The 16,957-nt window shown below is 44.0% G+C and carries 17 protein-coding genes and 1 pseudogene; 15 read left to right on the top strand and 3 right to left on the bottom strand.

What is annotated here, in order from left to right; translation table 11 throughout:
- The first annotated feature begins 17 nt into the window (after nucleotides 1–17).
- The 7 genes from trpD to ACN6KS_RS20405 are packed head-to-tail and all read left to right on the top strand — an operon-like array spanning nucleotide 18 to nucleotide 6,864.
- Complete coding sequence (gene trpD, locus ACN6KS_RS20435) at nucleotides 18–1,058, top strand: anthranilate phosphoribosyltransferase (RefSeq protein ID WP_094870055.1); 1,041 nt, start codon at nucleotides 18–20, stop codon at nucleotides 1,056–1,058.
- A complete protein-coding gene (gene trpC, locus ACN6KS_RS20430; protein WP_440960381.1) occupies nucleotides 1,048–1,878 on the top strand; it encodes an indole-3-glycerol phosphate synthase TrpC in 831 nt (276 codons plus the stop codon). The genes trpD and trpC overlap by 11 nt, the downstream gene beginning before the upstream one ends.
- Complete coding sequence (locus ACN6KS_RS20425; protein ID WP_440962426.1) at nucleotides 1,871–2,548, top strand: phosphoribosylanthranilate isomerase; 678 nt, start codon at nucleotides 1,871–1,873, stop codon at nucleotides 2,546–2,548. Before trpC ends, ACN6KS_RS20425 begins: the two co-directional genes overlap by 8 nt.
- The gene (gene trpB, locus ACN6KS_RS20420; RefSeq protein WP_042190170.1) at nucleotides 2,545–3,744 is read left to right on the top strand and encodes a tryptophan synthase subunit beta; all 1,200 of its coding nucleotides are present in this window, start codon (nucleotides 2,545–2,547) and stop codon (nucleotides 3,742–3,744) included. The genes ACN6KS_RS20425 and trpB overlap by 4 nt, the downstream gene beginning before the upstream one ends.
- The gene (gene trpA, locus ACN6KS_RS20415) at nucleotides 3,741–4,565 is read left to right on the top strand and encodes a tryptophan synthase subunit alpha (RefSeq protein WP_341135328.1); all 825 of its coding nucleotides are present in this window, start codon (nucleotides 3,741–3,743) and stop codon (nucleotides 4,563–4,565) included. Before trpB ends, trpA begins: the two co-directional genes overlap by 4 nt.
- A gap of 59 nt (nucleotides 4,566–4,624) precedes the next feature.
- Complete coding sequence (gene hisC, locus ACN6KS_RS20410; RefSeq protein WP_440960380.1) at nucleotides 4,625–5,722, top strand: histidinol-phosphate transaminase; 1,098 nt, start codon at nucleotides 4,625–4,627, stop codon at nucleotides 5,720–5,722.
- Between the two features lie 47 nt (nucleotides 5,723–5,769).
- Nucleotides 5,770–6,864, top strand: coding sequence for a prephenate dehydrogenase (locus ACN6KS_RS20405; protein ID WP_440960379.1), 1,095 nt, complete (start codon nucleotides 5,770–5,772; stop codon nucleotides 6,862–6,864).
- Nucleotides 6,865–7,207: 343 nt separating this feature from the next.
- On the opposite strand, the gene ACN6KS_RS20400 is transcribed toward ACN6KS_RS20405, so the two are convergent.
- A complete protein-coding gene (locus tag ACN6KS_RS20400; protein WP_440960378.1) occupies nucleotides 7,208–8,440 on the bottom strand; it encodes a CynX/NimT family MFS transporter in 1,233 nt (410 codons plus the stop codon).
- A 249-nt stretch (nucleotides 8,441–8,689) separates the two neighbouring features.
- Nucleotides 8,690–9,256 (bottom strand): helix-turn-helix domain-containing protein, encoded by a 567-nt coding sequence (locus ACN6KS_RS20395; protein ID WP_094870048.1) that lies wholly within the window; start codon nucleotides 9,254–9,256, stop codon nucleotides 8,690–8,692.
- Between the two features lie 808 nt (nucleotides 9,257–10,064).
- On the opposite strand from ACN6KS_RS20395, the gene ACN6KS_RS20390 reads away from it, so the two are divergent.
- The 5 genes from ACN6KS_RS20390 to ACN6KS_RS20370 all read left to right on the top strand — a co-directional run bounded on the left by ACN6KS_RS20390 (nucleotide 10,065) and on the right by ACN6KS_RS20370 (nucleotide 13,610).
- The gene (locus ACN6KS_RS20390) at nucleotides 10,065–10,652 is read left to right on the top strand and encodes an RNA polymerase sigma factor (RefSeq protein WP_042190156.1); all 588 of its coding nucleotides are present in this window, start codon (nucleotides 10,065–10,067) and stop codon (nucleotides 10,650–10,652) included.
- A gap of 5 nt (nucleotides 10,653–10,657) precedes the next feature.
- The gene (locus tag ACN6KS_RS20385; protein ID WP_143812129.1) at nucleotides 10,658–11,248 is read left to right on the top strand and encodes an anti-sigma factor family protein; all 591 of its coding nucleotides are present in this window, start codon (nucleotides 10,658–10,660) and stop codon (nucleotides 11,246–11,248) included.
- Nucleotides 11,249–11,427: 179 nt separating this feature from the next.
- The gene (locus tag ACN6KS_RS20380; RefSeq protein WP_094870047.1) at nucleotides 11,428–12,015 is read left to right on the top strand and encodes a histidine phosphatase family protein; all 588 of its coding nucleotides are present in this window, start codon (nucleotides 11,428–11,430) and stop codon (nucleotides 12,013–12,015) included.
- A gap of 89 nt (nucleotides 12,016–12,104) precedes the next feature.
- Entirely contained in the window at nucleotides 12,105–13,187 is a 1,083-nt protein-coding gene (locus ACN6KS_RS20375; RefSeq protein WP_280786587.1) for a hypothetical protein, read from the top strand.
- A gap of 243 nt (nucleotides 13,188–13,430) precedes the next feature.
- Nucleotides 13,431–13,610 carry an IDEAL domain-containing protein gene (locus tag ACN6KS_RS20370; RefSeq protein ID WP_042129535.1) on the top strand — a complete coding sequence of 60 codons (180 nt, stop codon included), beginning with the start codon at nucleotides 13,431–13,433 and terminating at the stop codon, nucleotides 13,608–13,610.
- A gap of 95 nt (nucleotides 13,611–13,705) precedes the next feature.
- Here the strand turns inward: ACN6KS_RS20370 and ACN6KS_RS20365 are convergent, their stop codons facing one another.
- Complete coding sequence (locus ACN6KS_RS20365) at nucleotides 13,706–13,933, bottom strand: hypothetical protein (RefSeq protein ID WP_440960377.1); 228 nt, start codon at nucleotides 13,931–13,933, stop codon at nucleotides 13,706–13,708.
- Between the two features lie 269 nt (nucleotides 13,934–14,202).
- On the opposite strand from ACN6KS_RS20365, the pseudogene ltrA reads away from it, so the two are divergent.
- The 3 genes and pseudogenes from ltrA to ACN6KS_RS20350 all read left to right on the top strand — a co-directional run bounded on the left by ltrA (nucleotide 14,203) and on the right by ACN6KS_RS20350 (nucleotide 16,739).
- Nucleotides 14,203–15,405: pseudogene (ltrA, locus tag ACN6KS_RS20360) on the top strand (group II intron reverse transcriptase/maturase).
- Between the two features lie 189 nt (nucleotides 15,406–15,594).
- Nucleotides 15,595–15,750, top strand: coding sequence for a hypothetical protein (locus ACN6KS_RS20355; RefSeq protein ID WP_280786584.1), 156 nt, complete (start codon nucleotides 15,595–15,597; stop codon nucleotides 15,748–15,750).
- A 569-nt stretch (nucleotides 15,751–16,319) separates the two neighbouring features.
- Nucleotides 16,320–16,739 carry a DUF2487 family protein gene (locus tag ACN6KS_RS20350; protein ID WP_440960376.1) on the top strand — a complete coding sequence of 140 codons (420 nt, stop codon included), beginning with the start codon at nucleotides 16,320–16,322 and terminating at the stop codon, nucleotides 16,737–16,739.
- Nucleotides 16,740–16,957: the final 218 nt, after the last annotated feature.

Genomic DNA, 16,957 nt, shown 5'->3' with positions numbered 1-16,957 from the left:
CTGGGAGGAAGAACATTATGGATAGAGCGAAATTAATTCAATCAGGAATCGCCGGACTAATCGAAGGCAAGAATCTTACACGTACAGAAGCACGGGATATAATGGGTGCTATAATGCAAGGAGATGCTTCACAAGCGCAAATCGGTTCACTGCTGACCGCTTTACGAATTAAAGGAGAAACCGTGGAGGAGATTACGGGTTTTGCAGAAGCTATGAGAGGGTTCGGCACATCCGTACTGACTGATCGCGCACGCTTGTTAGATACTTGTGGTACGGGCGGTTCCGGCATCCATAAATTTAATATTTCAACCGCCTCAGCGATTATTTCATCAGCGGCTTCTGTAAGAGTTGCCAAGCATGGAAATCGCTCTGCTTCAGGCAGAGCGGGAAGTGCGGATGTACTTGAAGCCCTTGGCGTAAACATTCATCTGAATGCAGACCAAGCCCGGGAATGTCTGGACCGTATCGGGATTTGCTTTTTATTCGCCCAAATTTATCATCCTTCGATGCGGCATGCCGCAGCTCCTCGTAAAGAGCTTGGTGTACGTACGATCTTCAATATGCTGGGTCCTCTTACGAACCCCGCTGGAGCTGACCGTCAGCTCCTAGGGATTTATGACCGGAATAAGACGGAGACGGTGGCGAATGTACTGAAGGAGCTGGGTTCCAAGCGTGCAATGGTTGTAAGCAGTTCGGATGGTCTGGACGAGATCAGCATCTCAGCCTCTACATTAGTGTCTGAACTAAAAGAGGGTGTAGTGACCACTTATGAAATTACTCCGGAGGGATTAGGTCTTAACAGACATCCACTTGAAGCTATTTTGGGTGGAGATGCAGCTGAGAACGCAGCAATTATTACCTCTGTGCTCCAAGGTGAGATCAATCCCTACCGAGATATCGTGTTAGCTAATGCAGGAGCATGTATATATGTTGCGGGTCTGGCAGATACCATGGCCGAAGGCGTCGAGAAAGCTAAAGAAGTAGTGGATTCGGGTAAGGCATTATCCAAGCTGAAACAGCTTGTTGTGATGACGGAGGAGCTTAATTATGTATCTTGATAAAATTGTCGCTACAAAGATCAAAGAGGTGGAGGCGCTCAGTGATAGTTTTTCTCTAGCTCAAGCTGAACGTGATATAGCAGCACTCCCTCAGACTAGAGGCTTTCGTAAGGCTCTGACCCAAGGGAAGAACAGGGATTTGGGTTTGATTGCAGAGGTAAAGAAGGCATCCCCTTCAAAAGGGCTGATTCGTGAAGATTTCGATCCTGTTTCCATTGCAAAAGGTTATGAAGCAGGTGGCGCTGATTGTTTATCTGTTTTGACGGATACGGATTATTTTCAGGGCAGCGCTGCTTACTTGCAGCAAGTGAAGGAAGCTGTAAATCTGCCGCTGCTTCGTAAAGATTTTATTATCGATGAGAAACAGATTTATGAAGCGCGTATTCTTGGAGCAGATGCGGTGTTGTTAATCGTTGCTATTTTGACACCGGATAAACTGTCTCATTTCATAGAAATAGCTACTGGGCTTGGAATGGATGTATTAATCGAAGTCCATGACCGGAATGAGCTTGCGGTGGTATTAAGTACAGACAAGATAACACATCCTAATATTCTGCTGGGTATTAATAATCGTAATCTGCGTACCTTTGAGACATCCCTAGAGACAACGGCAGAGCTGGCAGCGATAGTACCTCAAGGGGTTCCTGTGATCAGTGAAAGCGGAATTGCAGGGCCAAGTGATATTGACTACTTAAGAACGACTGGCGCTCACGGGGTACTCGTAGGGGAATATTTAATGCGTCAAGCAAATGTAGAAGAAGCGGTAAATGGATTGCTAGGAATGCTTCCAAATGGAAAGGACCGTGTCCGGCATGGCTGAGACATTGGTAAAAATCTGTGGACTTCAGGACGTTGAAGTGCTAAAATCTATGTTACACTTACCACTAGATTATATTGGATTTGTATTCGCTCCTAGTCGTCGCAGGGTTACTCTGGAGCGTGCTTCCGAACTGATCGCTGAACTTCCGCAATGGAAGACTAGTGAAAAACCTAAAGCTGCTGGGGTTTTTGTTAATCCAGAGCTGGATGAGCTGAGCGAACTGCTCTCTGTTGTGTCACTAGATGTCATTCAGCTACATGGAGAGGAAAGTCCAGCCTTTTGTCAAAAGGTTCGGCAAGCTTTCCCACAAGTTCAGGTGTGGAAGGCATTGTCTGTTGCTGATAAAGAGCGTGATGACGCTGATAACAAATATACATTGGAACAATACGCAGGCTTCGTTGATGCTGTATTGTTAGATACTTATGATCCTCAGCAGAGCGGCGGCTCAGGGCGCACGTTCGCTTGGGAGAGGTTGCCTCATTATCAGGAAATCGCGCTACGAAATGGTTTGCCGTTATTTGTGGCTGGCGGACTTCATCCTAATAACGTAGGAGAGTTGCTAGATACTTATTCTCCGTACGGAGTAGACGTATCTAGTGGAGTAGAGAGTGAAGGCGTTAAAGATATTATTAAAATGACAGCTTTTGTGGAAAGGGTGAAGCAATCATGACACAAGTACCGGACCAGCATGGACGTTTCGGTTCATTCGGAGGGCGCTTCGTGCCCGAAACTTTGATGACTGCATTGATTGAGCTGGAGGAAGCCTATGAGAAGTATTCGGCAGACCCTGCTTTTCAAGAAGAAATAGATTATCTTTTAAAGCAATATTCCGGACGGGAGACCCCACTGTATTATGCGGAGCGCCTAAGTAAACATCTGGGAGAAGCAAAAATATATTTGAAGCGTGAAGATTTGAATCATACGGGTGCTCATAAGATTAACAATGCCATTGGTCAGGGAATTCTGGCTAAAATGATGGGTAAAACCAAGGTGATCGCTGAGACTGGAGCTGGTCAGCATGGTGTAGCTACGGCTACGGTTGCAGCCCTACTTGGTATGGAATGTAAGGTGTTTATGGGGGAAGAGGATACTCGTCGCCAGGCACTCAATGTATTCCGTATGAAGCTGCTTGGTGCTGAAGTGATTCCGGTTACATCCGGATCGCGCACCTTAAAAGATGCCGGCAACGAAGCGCTTCGCTACTGGGTTAGCAATGTGGAAGATACTTTTTACATTCTCGGTTCTGCCGTAGGCCCACATCCTTATCCGATGATGGTTCGTAACTTTCAGCGGGTTATTGGTGATGAAACGCGGCGCCAGATTCTGGAGGCTGAAGGAAGACTGCCGGATGTGCTTGTTGCTGCTGTAGGTGGCGGCAGTAATGCTATCGGTATGTTCTATCCATTCGTAGAGGATAAAGGCGTCGGTATGATTGGTGTTGAGGCAGCAGGCAAAGGAATTGATACACCATTTCATGCGGCGACGATGAGTAAAGGGACTCATGGCGTATTCCAGGGTTCGATGAGTTATCTACTACAGGATGAGCATGGTCAAGTAACAGAGGCCCATTCCATCTCCGCAGGTCTGGATTATCCTGGTGTAGGTCCTGAACACTCCTATTTAAAAGATATCGAACGCGCAAAATATGTTCCGATTACGGATGCAGAGGCGCTCGATGCACTGAAGCTGCTATGTGTAACGGAAGGTATTATTCCAGCTTTGGAGTCTGCACATGCGATAGCCCATGTTGTGAAGATGGGTCCAACCCTTACCAAGGATGATATTGTTGTTATCTGCCTGTCAGGCCGGGGAGACAAAGATGTGGAATCGATCATGGCGTACACAGAAGGGAAGGGAAACGAATGACAACCGAAACTACAAACCGAATGGATTTGGTATTCCGGAAGCTTAAAGCTGAAGAGCGGACGGCATTAATTCCTTTTCTGACGGTTGGAGACCCTGATCTGGAGACTACGCTTGCCATCATCGCAGAACTGGAGACGGCAGGTGCAGATATTCTGGAGCTAGGAGTACCTTACTCTGATCCGCTAGCAGATGGTCCTGTTATTCAGCGAGCGTCTGCACGAGCTCTGCGGGGGGAGGTTCACCTGCGTACCTGTATGGAGACCGCGTTAAAAGCTCGTCAAGCCGGAAGCGGCTTGCCCTTTATTTTGTTTTCCTATTACAATCCTATCCTGCAAATGGGGCTGGATACATTTTTCGCAGAACTGAATGCTCATGAGATTAGTGGACTTATTATTCCAGATCTTCCTGTCGAGGAATCAGAGGAGATGCGCCGCCGCAGTAGTGAGGTTGGCGTTAATCTCATTCCACTAGTTGCACCGACCTCAAGTGAACGTATTGCGAAGATTGTCTCAGGTGCGAGTGGGTTTATCTATTGTGTATCCTCGTTAGGTGTGACAGGGGAACGATCCACTTTCCATGCTGATGTAGAGGCATTTATAGACTCCGTGCGTCAAGCAACGGATCTGCCAGTAGCTGTAGGATTTGGGATCTCAACTGGCGAACAGGTTGCCCGTTTTGCTCAGATTTGCGATGGTGTGGTGGTAGGTAGTGCCATTGTTCGCAAAATAGAAGAGGTCATTCCGTTGCTCGATAATCCCGCTACACGGAATGAAGGGCTGTTGCAAATTCGAGAATTTGTGGCACAATTAAAAAGACCATAACAGTGTCATTTTGACCTGTGTATAGTGGAGTAATCAACTATGGAGAGCGAGGACTATTCATGAATCCAAAACCGAATATAGTTAATCTCCCTGTCTACAAACCAGGGAAACCTATAGACGAAGTTAAGAAAGAGCTCGGCTTAAGTGAGGTTATTAAGCTTGCATCCAATGAGAACCCGTATGGAGCTTCCCCGAGTGCTAAAGAGGCTATTCTAGCAGAGCTTGATAATCTTTATCTATATCCAGATGGATCGGCCGTTGAGTTGACGGCAGCACTTGCCAGCCGTCTTGGTGTGAATAGCGATAATATTATTTTTGGCTGTGGCTCTGATGAGATTATTGCACTTATTGCTCGCGCCTTCTTCTTGCCGGGTGATGAGACACTCATGGCTGATCAGACCTTCTCTGTTTATAAGAGTAACGCAGATATCGAAGGTGCCGTGTCCATCGAGGTACCCCTTGTAAAGGGTACACATGATCTGGATGGGATGCTGGCCCGTATTACGGACCGTACGAAGGTTATCTGGATCTGTAATCCAAATAACCCAACGGGTACAATTGTACCCGAGGAAGCCTTGATTTCTTTCCTTGGTGCTGTTCCTTCCCATGTAATGGTTGTCCTTGATGAAGCGTACTGTGAGTACGTAACAGATCTTTCTTACTCAAACGGTATCCAATTATTAAATCGTTATACGAATCTGGTTGTGCTTCGCACATTCTCCAAAATTTATGGCTTAGCTGCATTGCGTATTGGTTATGGTGTTGCTAGTCCTGAAATTATTTCATTGATCAACAAGGTACGCGAGCCTTTCAATACCTCTCGTCTTGCGCAAGCGGCGGCTCTGGCTGCCTTGAATGACCAAGAATACGTAGAGGAATGCCGTCGCCTTAATAGCGCGGGTATTGTCCAATTACAAGCTGAATTCAAACGTCTGGGCCTAGAATCCTTCCCTGCACACGGGAACTTCATTATGGTAGATGTTCGTAAGCCAGCTACAGAGGTTTTCGATGCTTTGATGCGTAAAGGAATCATAGTAAGAGCAGGTCATCAAGTTTACCCTACTTATATTCGTGTTACTGTTGGGTCGGCAGAGCAGAATACAGCGTTTATAACCGCTCTGGAACAAATTCTTATAGAGTATGGTGTGCGCGCCTAGTAGTAAACAGCATGACTAGACTAAAAAAGGCAGGTAGTTCAAAGAACATGACGACAAAAATAGCTATATTCGGTGTCGGTCTGATCGGAGGCTCACTGGCCCTTTGCTTTAAAGGCAAGGAGGGCCTGACCGTCGTAGGGCATGCCCACCGTCCTGAATTCGTAAGTAAATATATAAGCAGAGGTGTGGTAGACCATGCCACGCTTTCTGTTGAAGAAGCAGCATTTGATGCTGATTTCATTTTTTTGTGTGTACCGGTAGGGATGTTAGAGGATTATCTGCAGCAATTAAGTAAATTGCCTCTAAAACCCGGCTGCATTATTACAGATGTAGGAAGCACGAAAGCTAGTATTGCCGCATGTGCGGTCTCCTTAGAAATTCCTGGAGTACATTTTATCGGCGGACACCCAATGGCAGGATCAGAGCGATCAGGTGTTGAGGCAGCTTCATCATTGCTATTTGAGAATGCCTATTATGTGTTGACGCCTCCTCCAGGCGTACCAGACGAGGCTTATCATGCACTGGAGTCTTTACTACACCACACAAGAGCGCAGATTGTACGCCTTGATCCAGAACGCCATGATGAGATTGTAGGTGCCATTAGTCATTTACCGCATATTATTGCTGTTGCTTTGGTAAATCAAATTCGTGCCTATGACGATACTGACTCCTTATATAGTACGCTAGCTGCAGGAGGCTTTCGGGATATCACTCGGATTGCTTCCAGTGATCCTATAATTTGGCGAGACATTTTGCTGAACAATCGTTCCGTAATGCTTCGTTTATTGAAGGATTGGAACGAGGAAGTTTCTTCTTTTGTTCGTCTACTGGAAAGTGAAGATGGCGTAGGAATTGAAGAGGCCTTCCAAGAAGCGAATGGCTTCCGCAGTCAGTTGCCTGAACGGCGTAAAGGCATGATAGCACCTTTATTTGACCTACATATTGATGTACCGGATCATCCGGGGATTATCGGACGTATTGCTACTGAGCTGGGGGACCAAGGCATTAACCTTAGCAACGTACAAATCATCGAGAGTCGTGAAGATGTGCCGGGTATTATGCGCCTATCTTTTCGTCAGGAGCACGATATGGAACGTGCGAAGGTGCTTCTGCAGCAGCACGATTATACCGTATATGTGTAGTATTAAGGTTCGCTCCGGGTCATTTTCAAATCGTAATAAACAGCAAAAACAGCGATTCTCATGTTATTAGAGAATCGCTGTTTTGTTATTCTGGCTTGTTGGTTGCTAGCTTCAACATGCCGCCGTCAGTATCGTCATCAGTACCACCTTTGAAGCAGTCTTTCGGACTCCACTGACGCTATTTCATTTGGAGAGGTTAATATTGGGTGTTTTTCTTGCCAATTGCTATGCGGTCCGTTAACATCCCAAAAGTGGAATAATGCTGCGCTGAAGGTCAACTGTGTCCGATAGCGTCTTCGTACGTGCCAAATGTTATTGGATCAACGATGAAAAGAAAGGGGTATTAGCCAATGTAACTTGAGTTTATTTCGTCGTAACTATTTCGGCTATCTACAAAACGATTTCTTGCTGCTCCTATACCGACTAAAAAGAGAAAGACCGAAGCTCCAATTAGAATGAAAAGAGGCAGGTTCCAACTATTTGTCGCATCATGGAGATATCCTATAAGGGCAGGGCCGATTGCGGCAAGCAGATATCCGATCGATTGTGCCATACCAGACAGTTCCGCCGCTTGCTGCGCATTTTTAGTACGTAAACCGAAAAACATCATGGACAAGCTAAAGGCGCAGCCTCCACCAATTCCGAGTATGATGATCCACAACAGAATGATATTGGAGCTTCCGTAAAGCAGTCCGAGCGTTCCCGTCAAAAGCAAAAGGGTTGTGATGACCACTAACGAACGTTGACTTGACATTCGCCCAGCAATAACGGGGACAATAAAGGTAAAGGGAAGTAGCGCTAACTTCATTATTGAGAGATACCATCCTGATTGGCTTGAGTCAATGCCTTGCTGCTTTAAAATTTCAGGCAACCATGCGATCAGCACATAGAAAATCATGGACTGCATACCCATAAACAAGGTTACTTGCCAGGCGAGAGGGGAACGCCAAACATTAACATTATTGCAGGCCATCTGTTGACTCGTCGAGGTTGTTTGCTTCGTATGCTTCCTTAATTGAGGCAACCAGCAGAGGATCGATACAAAGCTTAGGATCCCCCATATTCCCAACGCTCCCTGCCATTTTATACCTACGTTTGCGGCTAGCGGTACACTAATTCCCGATGCGATCGCTCCAGATAAACTCATTGAAATTCCAAAGATACCAGTCATGGCACCGATTTTATTAGGAAAATCACGTTTGATTAAACTTGGCATTAATACATTACAAACGGCAATTGCAAATCCAAGAATTGCAGTTCCAATATACAGATTTGCAGCGCCAGATAAAGAACGTATTACAATACCAACAGTCAAAAAGATCAGGGCAAACAAAATTAAAAGTTCTACTCCATACCTGCGTCCTAGTTTTGGTACTACAGGCGATAATAAAGCAAAGGTAAGTAAAGGGACCGTTGTTATCAGGCCTGCAAAAGTATTGGAGATATGAACGTCTTCCCTTATAAGACCCACTAAAGGACCGACCGAGGTTAAGGGAGCACGTAAATTTGCGGCAATAATAATAATGCCGAGTATTAGCAGCCCTATTGATGATGATAAGATTTTTTTATTCGGCATTCTTCATTTCCCCTTCCAGAATTAATGTGTACTATTGGTTTTCTGCTGATTGGAAAGCTATAAAATAATATCCGCGCGGACAATGAAAGTATATTATAGTATACTAAAATTAACAATAAGTATTTTATAGTTAACTTTATGAAGAGTGTCCTATCACTTGAAGTGCTTATATTAGTAAAAAAAACAACTCTGAGTTTCCATAAATAATGGAAACTCAGAGTTGCATTTTATAAGTAAAATTTTTGGCTTTTAGAAACCATATTTTAAGGAGATATGGAGCACTGTTTCGCTATTCGTATGATTGGTATAAGAGTGAGGGCGATCAGCACGAAAACTGATCGTATCATATTGATTCAATATGTACATCTCACCATTGACTTGAATTTCAATGGAACCAGTCATTACTGTCGCAATTTCAGTTGTATTCACATGATGACCTTCAGGGTGATATGAACTATTTGGCTGTAAGTAAGCCCGACACATTTCAATATCGTTGCTTACGTTTTTAAAGACGGGTTCAATGATCCAATTCTTTTGATCATTAGAAAACCGAAGACCTTCGCCTGCTCGATACAAACTAACAGGGTCTTCAGATTTGAACAAAGCTAATAGGGGTAAAGATAGGCCTTTTGAAATTTTCCATATAATCGCCAAAGTTGGATTTGTCTCACCGCGTTCGATATTCCCCAGAGTAAGTTTACTTACGCCCGTTAATTCTGCTAAGTCATCTAAGTTCATGTTTTTTTCTTTTCTGTACTTTTTCAAGGCACCGCCGATTTGTAGTACAAGTTGTTTTGATTCATCGATTTCATTCATTTCATATTCACCTCAACAAATAACTTTATAGCTAGTATATTGTTTATCTTGACTCTTTTCCATACCTCTTCAAGTGGACGCAGACGGGGTAATAGATGACTGTGGGGATTTGTGGAAGCTAATTCGCTGGCTATAGTAAATAACCTATTATAGATCATCTAACAAAAGGTAGAGCGCTTTCAGAACAAAAAAAGACCGCTTACAAAGTAAGCGGCTACAGTTCACAATAAATTGGAACCGTCTAGTATTTGGATAGGAGTGGAGAGAAACCATACTGTACTTTTATTATATGTATACGTTTACATTTTGTCAACAGTTTATTAAAAAGAGATTAAAGTCATATTACAGTGATCAAAGTCTTATTGACGGAGTTAATGTTCGTTTATAATCTGTTGTCAGGTCTTGCTGACGAGATTACTGCTCTGAAGTCTATTAATGTCATCCTATGAGAATCTGTGATACAATAGATCTGGTATATTTCTAGATTCGTTATAAAATTTATATGCTCTAAGAAATATGCCATTTTTCTTTTTATATTCATCACAATCATCATGCCTTAATTATTGGGTGTTTGAATATACATAGGTGTATTTCAAAATTGAAGAACGGATAAGTTGCACGTCATATATTTTCCCTAAAATTCCCACAAGGAACGTTTGTCTTACATAAAAGGTCGACAATATCGTTTCTTCTTGTAATAAACTAAAAAGTTGCAGTAAACCAGCGCAACTTTTAAAGCCCAAACCGGTATAATAAGTACGGACCGGACGGGAAAAGACGTGCAAGGGCGAGGAGGGCCAATCTCACCATGACGGATTCCCAGTTGATCCAGGAAATCAAACAAGGTAACACAGAATTATATTCAGAATTAATGCGTCGTTATCAACGAAAAATATTGGCATTTGTATATCATATGCTTAGAAACTCACAAATGGAGCTAATTGCAGAGGACCTTTGTTCGGAGACTTTCTACAAGGCATTCCGTAGCTTGCATTCCTTTCGAGAGGTAGATGCTTCCTTTTCAACGTGGTTGTACACTATTGCTCGTAATACCGTGCTAAGTGAGCTTCGTAAGAATCGTGCCGGAAATGTATCCCTAGAAGAGAGTGGATATACTCCAGTTGCACCGTTTGAAGTAGCGCCTGAGCAGGCTGCATTGCGTAAAGAACGGATGAACTTGGTTCGTGAGGCAATTAATAATCTTCCGGAGAAACAACGCTCTGCGCTAATCCTGCGTGAATACGATCAGATGGATTATCAAGAAATTGCAGAAATTTTAGATCAGAGTGTGAGCTCCGTGAAATCATTGTTGTTTCGTGCCAGAAGTAGTGTGAAGCTTCAACTCGAATCCTATTTCAATGAGCCTGAAGTTGAAGAGCAGGTTGAGAGGGTGTAAGGCGAATGAATTGCAGGGAAGCGCAAGAATGTATTCCGCTCTTGTGGGACGCTCCCCCCACACATCCTAGGCGGATTTTGCTCGAACAACATATTGCAACTTGTCCTTACTGCGCTGCTGAGTGGTCTCTGTGGCAAGAGAGTAGCCAGCTTATGCATGATTTGAAAGAAGAGATTAGTGAAGAGCGTGCAGAAGTTATAAATGTTAAAGTTATGGAGCGGATTTATCTAGAGAGTCCTTGGTTAATGCCAGGGGATGGGAAATCCGCAGGGACATCTGCCATTGTTCGTCACAGGCTTAGTCTCTGGATCGCTTGCTTCCTGGCGGTATTTTTGTCCAGTGTTCTTTACTTTACTATGTTTAGAACACCTGCTGATATCACTGTGGCTCAAAGTGGAATTGTAGAGACAGGCGTTGCTGGCTCTATGGAATGGACATCCACTTATCCCATTTTAGGCTCTGAAGGTGGGATTATTGAACCGCTTGTGGTAAATATGGGACCTACTCATCCTCAATATTGGATGATGTTATCCATGCTTGGCGTGGGTTTTGCAGTGTTTTCGTTAACCCGGCTGAATCGATATCGCAGATCATAAAGGGTCTATTGATGTATGACTTAGCTATTGTAGTATATAATAGTGTTAAGAACGATGTAGGAGTCCCTTTATGTAAAGATAAGGGGATTTTTTGTATTATAATATGCATAAAAGAAGACTTTTTATTTCATCCATGTTACATTAAGAGACAAATACTTGGGTGAAAAGGGGGAGGCAATATGCTAATCGGCTTGATACGCCATGGATTGACGGACTGGAACGCAATTGGAAAGATACAGGGGCAAAGTGATATTCCGCTTAATGATGAAGGACGGATGCAAGCTGCTATGCTTGCTGACCGCTTATTACAAGAGCCGTATCGCTGGGATTACTGCATTACAAGTAACCTTTCCCGGGCAGCAGAGACAGGTAGGATTATCGCAGATAAATTAAATGTACCGTTACTTGATCCGGATGATCGGATCCGGGAACGTGCCTACGGACAGGTAGAAGGACTTACTGCCGCTGAGCGTGAAGAGAAGTGGGGGAAAGATTGGAGTCAGCTTTCGCTTGGTCAAGAAACTGACGAACAGCTTCAAGCGCGTGCACTTGCCTTTATGGAGGATATTTCTGCGCAGCATCCCAATCGCAACATACTAGTCATATCTCATGGAGGGTTCCTCGCTCAACTGTATACTGCATTTTACAAAGATAAGTATTCTGAGCGGATTGGAAATTTATCCCTGACGATTTTGGAGAAGAAAGAACGGGAATGGAACCCTATTCTTTATAATTGTACTCGCCATATCCTGCAAAATCAGCGTTAACCCGTGCATCGGGTTATTTTTTTTGCGCAAAGGGGAATAAAAAGGGCTGTATTTCCCATAATGGTAGTAAAACGGTGAGGCGATAAAACATGAATCTGGCGGATATGCTCACTTATGCAGATATTGGACAGCTGACCGCCATAGCGGGACGCTACCGGTGTGAATGCAAGCAGAATTCCAAACATGACTTGATCCAGAGTATTTTGATTATGCTTGGAAGCAGAAGTTTTATGGAGTCTCATATCCGGGAATGTGCTCCGGAGGATCTACGGTTTCTGAATACATTACTTTTTGATGAACGCAGCTACTTTAGTCTGGAAGATTTGTTGGCAGTAGCTAGGCAAGCTTCTTTTGATACCCAAGAAGGAAAGACCGGGGGTTTCCGAGAAATGGTTTCTCGTTTCAAAAGCGGAGGCTGGCTCTTTAGCGGTTCTTCCCAGCAAACGAGATATTTGTTCCAAGTGCCCAAAGACTTGAAAGAGCGCTTTCGTGAGACGATGAGCGCACATATCAAGGATAAGGTTACGGTTAGCTCTGAACCAGCCATGTATCGAAATGAAGGAGAATTGTTATTAAGTGATCTGGTTATGCTTCTGAGATATATCAAGGAAAATGAGCCAGAGCTTAATCAGGAAGGGGCAATGTATAGGCGGTATCAGCAAGGAGTGATGAATGCACTTCATATTCCGGAGGATCTGCTTAGCAAAGGCGGCTGGAGATTTGGTTATGGTAGGGCATGTGAGCATTATCCACCTAGATTAGCGCTCCTGTATGATTATGTTCGTCACCGCCGCTGGATCACTGAAGAAGGTTTTCGATTAAGGCTCACGGCGACAGGAGAGGCAGTGTTGGCCGATGGGAAATGTGACTCGTTGATGCAGATATTCTCTTTTTGGTTAAAACTATATAAGGGGGCTGTACCAAACCTGCCTTCACTGGTGTATTGGGTAAGCATTAGTGCTGGGAATTGGGTGAGCGTACCTTCATTAGTGGATGGTATAGGGTGGTTAATTAAACCTTTCTATTATGACAATGCTGCCTCTATTCTGGAGCAACGAATTATTAGGATGATGGTGCACCTTGGGATGCTGAAATTAGGGGAGACCACCACTGGTCTCGCTGTGATGATGACGCCGTGGGGGATGGAGATAGCCGTGCCTAAACATCTATAGCAGTATGGAGGCATCAAGCCAATGCTTATGGGGATTACATATGTAGATGTGGACTGTACTTTGGTTGTTGATAGGACAATAAATGAAGTATTGATTAGAATGGGTAAATATGTAGAACGTAGACAGGATTGTTGAATATGATTTAGTAGGTGCCGTCACTTTTGAAAACGAAAACAAAATCATCTTGATGGATATCAAAATATTAAAGCAATAAGGATCTCTTAAACAGCGGAGGTGTATCGAATGGACAAAATGAAGGCTACGTACGAAGTGATGCTAGGACTTGCGGCAGAAATGGTGTGGGATGAAGCGCTGCGAAAGCGTCGCTCCGACATCTTGCACCGTGAGATTGACACGGCGCTGGCTACAGGAGATAAATTAGCTTTCCGAAATCTTACAGAAGAACTTAAAAGTTTGGCATAAAGAAATGCGCTTAGCGCATTTCTTTTTTTATGTGCGCCCAGCATGGGCGCTATCTATAGGGTTGAAGTCCCGAATGGCGAAGGCAGTAGTAGCCATTAGTCTAAGGCAAGGGTGTCCACCGTGAGGTGGAATCTGAAGGAAACCGGCGGCAAATCTCCGGTCTGAGGAACACGAACTTCATACAAGGCTAACGTAGGCTGGATGAGGTTGCATAACAAACCAAAGTCCATACTGCCAAAGGCGTACGGGAGTAAATGGAGCAGATAGATGGAGAGGAAGATAGCGTCCTTACCTGGGGAGATCTGTGCGGTAGGCGAAGCCACTTCGTAACCCTGCTTGTGAGAGCAGGCTGAACGCACAGAAGTCAGCAGACGCCATAGTACGCAAGCTGTTGCAACAGCTGCGGAAGGGCTGAACATGAAGTAGGTATTTGTACATCCAGGCGTTCAAGATGAGTAATGAAAGCAGAAAAAAAATCCGAAAGGACCTGACTGAAGAAGAAAGCGGTGAATCCCGTGAGGAGCTTCGGCAGGGCAGAATTCATCTCTGGCACAAGAGGAAGATACAAATCACGTAAAGAGAGGTAAAAAAAATGTTGGAGCAGCTGCTGTCACGGGAAAATCTTCTGCAAGCCTTAAAGCGTGTTGAAGCGAATAAAGGAAGTCATGGCGTAGATGGGATGTCCGTAAAATCCTTACGAGAACACATCGTACAAAACTGGCAAACCTTGCGGCAATCGATAGAAGAAGGAACCTATGAACCGAGCCCTGTGCGCCGAGTCGAAATCCCGAAACCCGGTGGCGGAGGCGTTAGGTTATTAGGAATACCTACCGTAACAGACCGAATGATTCAACAAGCAATCGCTCAGGTACTAACCCCATTATTTGATCCAGAGTTTTCTGACCACAGTTATGGATTTCGTCCGGGAAGGCGAGGACATGAGGCGGTAAGGAAAGCTAGAGAATTCATGAAAGAAGGCTATCGATACGTCGTTGACCTGGACTTGGAGAAATTCTTTGATCGCGTCAACCATGACCGACTGATGATGAAGATTTCGGCTAAAGTGAAGGACAAGAAAGTTCTCCTGCTGATTCGAAAATATCTTCAGTCAGGAGTGATGGAGAACGGGTTAGTAAAACCGACAACTGAAGGGACACCGCAAGGTGGTCCACTCAGTCCGTTATTATCTAACATCGTCATGGATGAGCTCGACAAGGAACTCGAGAAACGTGGACACCGCTTCGTTCGTTATGCGGATGATTGCAATATTTACGTGAAAACGCCAAGAGCAGGAGAACGAGTGAAGGCATCTGTCACCGTATTTATCGAGACGAGGCTAAAACTAAAGGTGAAGCAAGCGAAGAGTGCGGTGGACCGCCCATGGAGACGAAAATTTCTTGGGTTTAGTTTTAGTCACGATAAAGAACCCAAGGTGAGGATAGCGAAACATTCCTTGCAGAAAGCGAAGGCACGAATTCGGGAGATCACATCCCGAAAGAAAGCGATGCGAATGGAAGAGAGAATCCAGGAGCTCAATCGATACTTGATGGGATGGCAGGGATATTTCTGTCTGGCGGATACGCCAAGTGTCTTAAAAGCGATGGATATGTGGATTCGAAGGAGATTGCGAATGTGTCTCTGGAAGCAATGGAAGAACCCGAGAACCAAAGTCAAAAGGCTTATATCTTTAGGCGTGCCTAAGGACATAGCATAGGAGTGGGGAAATACTCGGAAAGGGTACTGGCGAATTGCAGGGAGTCCAATTCTGCAACGTGCATTGAATAACCAATATTGAGAATCCAATGGATTAAAGAGTGTGTTGGACAGATAGAACTCCTTACGGAATATTTCATGAACCGCCGTATACCGAACGGTACGTACGGTGGTGTGAGAGGCCGGGGGCTCGCCGCCCCCTCCTACTCGATTGTTTAGGAAATTATACAATACAAAAAAATGTGGATAACTCCGAAGAAAGAGGGGAGTGATGAACGTGAAGAAGCAGGAGACTGGAAAAAACGAGAGTCGCCGTCAGATTCTAAAAAACCGAGCGGACCTTATATCCTCCGAAATGCATGTTTTAGTCGAGCTTACGGACAAATGTATGCAAAAAACCGAATACAATGTGCCACCGGTAACGTAAACGAGCCAAATGTATGCGAAAAACCGAATGCAATGTGCCATCGGTAACGTAAACAGCTAAATGTATGCGAAAAATCGAATACAATGTGTCACCGGTAACGCAAACGAGCCAAATGTATGCGAAAAACCGAATACAATGTGCAATTGGTAACGTAAACGAGCCAGCGCTGTTATTCGCACCAAATCACCCGGGAAGGGGCTTGTTATTAGGGAATAAGTGCAATACGGTCCGTCCCTAATATATGTGCTCATTTAATCGAAATTAAGGCCATACGGTCCGTTAGCGGAACCTCACTACGAAGGTGTATATAGAACGTGTATGGAATTACGGATGTACTCAGCTTGTAACTCTACCTCCAAGAACGCGACCAGGCGTCTTTCTTGTTATACGCTGTGATTTTTCTAATGGAGTAATGAAGCTTTCTGTATCAATTAGAGGTGAAGGAAAACCTATGAAAATCTAAATATAGACGTTCGTCCCCCTCTTTCAATATAATGGGATTTATAACTTCGGGCAAATTTGTGAAATGTGAAAGTAACGAAGGATCGTAAATAAGGAGATGGACATAAATGAAATTCAGTGATTTTGAAGTTGAGCAGTGGAAAGAAAATCGAAAGTTCTATGATACATGTCTCATACCTTTTACAGGATTAAGCGGGGCTGAAAGTCCTCCTGAGACGGTTCAAGCTTTAGAAAGATTACGTGATTTTATGGATTTGGTGGAAATACCGTTTAAGGGACGGATTGTAACTTATCCAGCGATTCAGTATGGAGGGGGAGGATATGTTGACCTAATTAATGAGGTTTGCCAAAAAGTCAAATCCAGTGGTTTCCAGTATGCTGTGGTGTTGACAGCAGATATAGCACTTCTGGAACAAGAAATTTTTGAAAGCGATTTAGTACTCTCTCTGCCTATCATTGAGGGTTCTCTGGAAGGTAAGATTAATAGTGATATTGGTATGAAAATTCAAGAGATGTGGCGACGGTGAGTCCCTTTTAAATGTGACAGAAAATCAACAATTATAAGTTAAAATCACTTTTTGGCCTGTCACAAATTAGACAATATTCTTGACGGGTTTTGGTGCCTAAGCTATTATTAGGTTGAATCGAAATGGTATGTGATGTATTTCATTGAAAAGATTTGAAAACGGATTATTTATAGTAAGGCATCTCTGATCGGACACCTTAGATACTTTCTTATATCTTG

Origin of the sequence: Paenibacillus nitricinens, assembly GCF_052056485.1 — a bacterium.
Lineage (GTDB): Bacteria > Bacillota > Bacilli > Paenibacillales > Paenibacillaceae > Paenibacillus_AQ > Paenibacillus_AQ nitricinens.
This window is presented reverse-complemented; position numbering and strand designations above follow the sequence as displayed.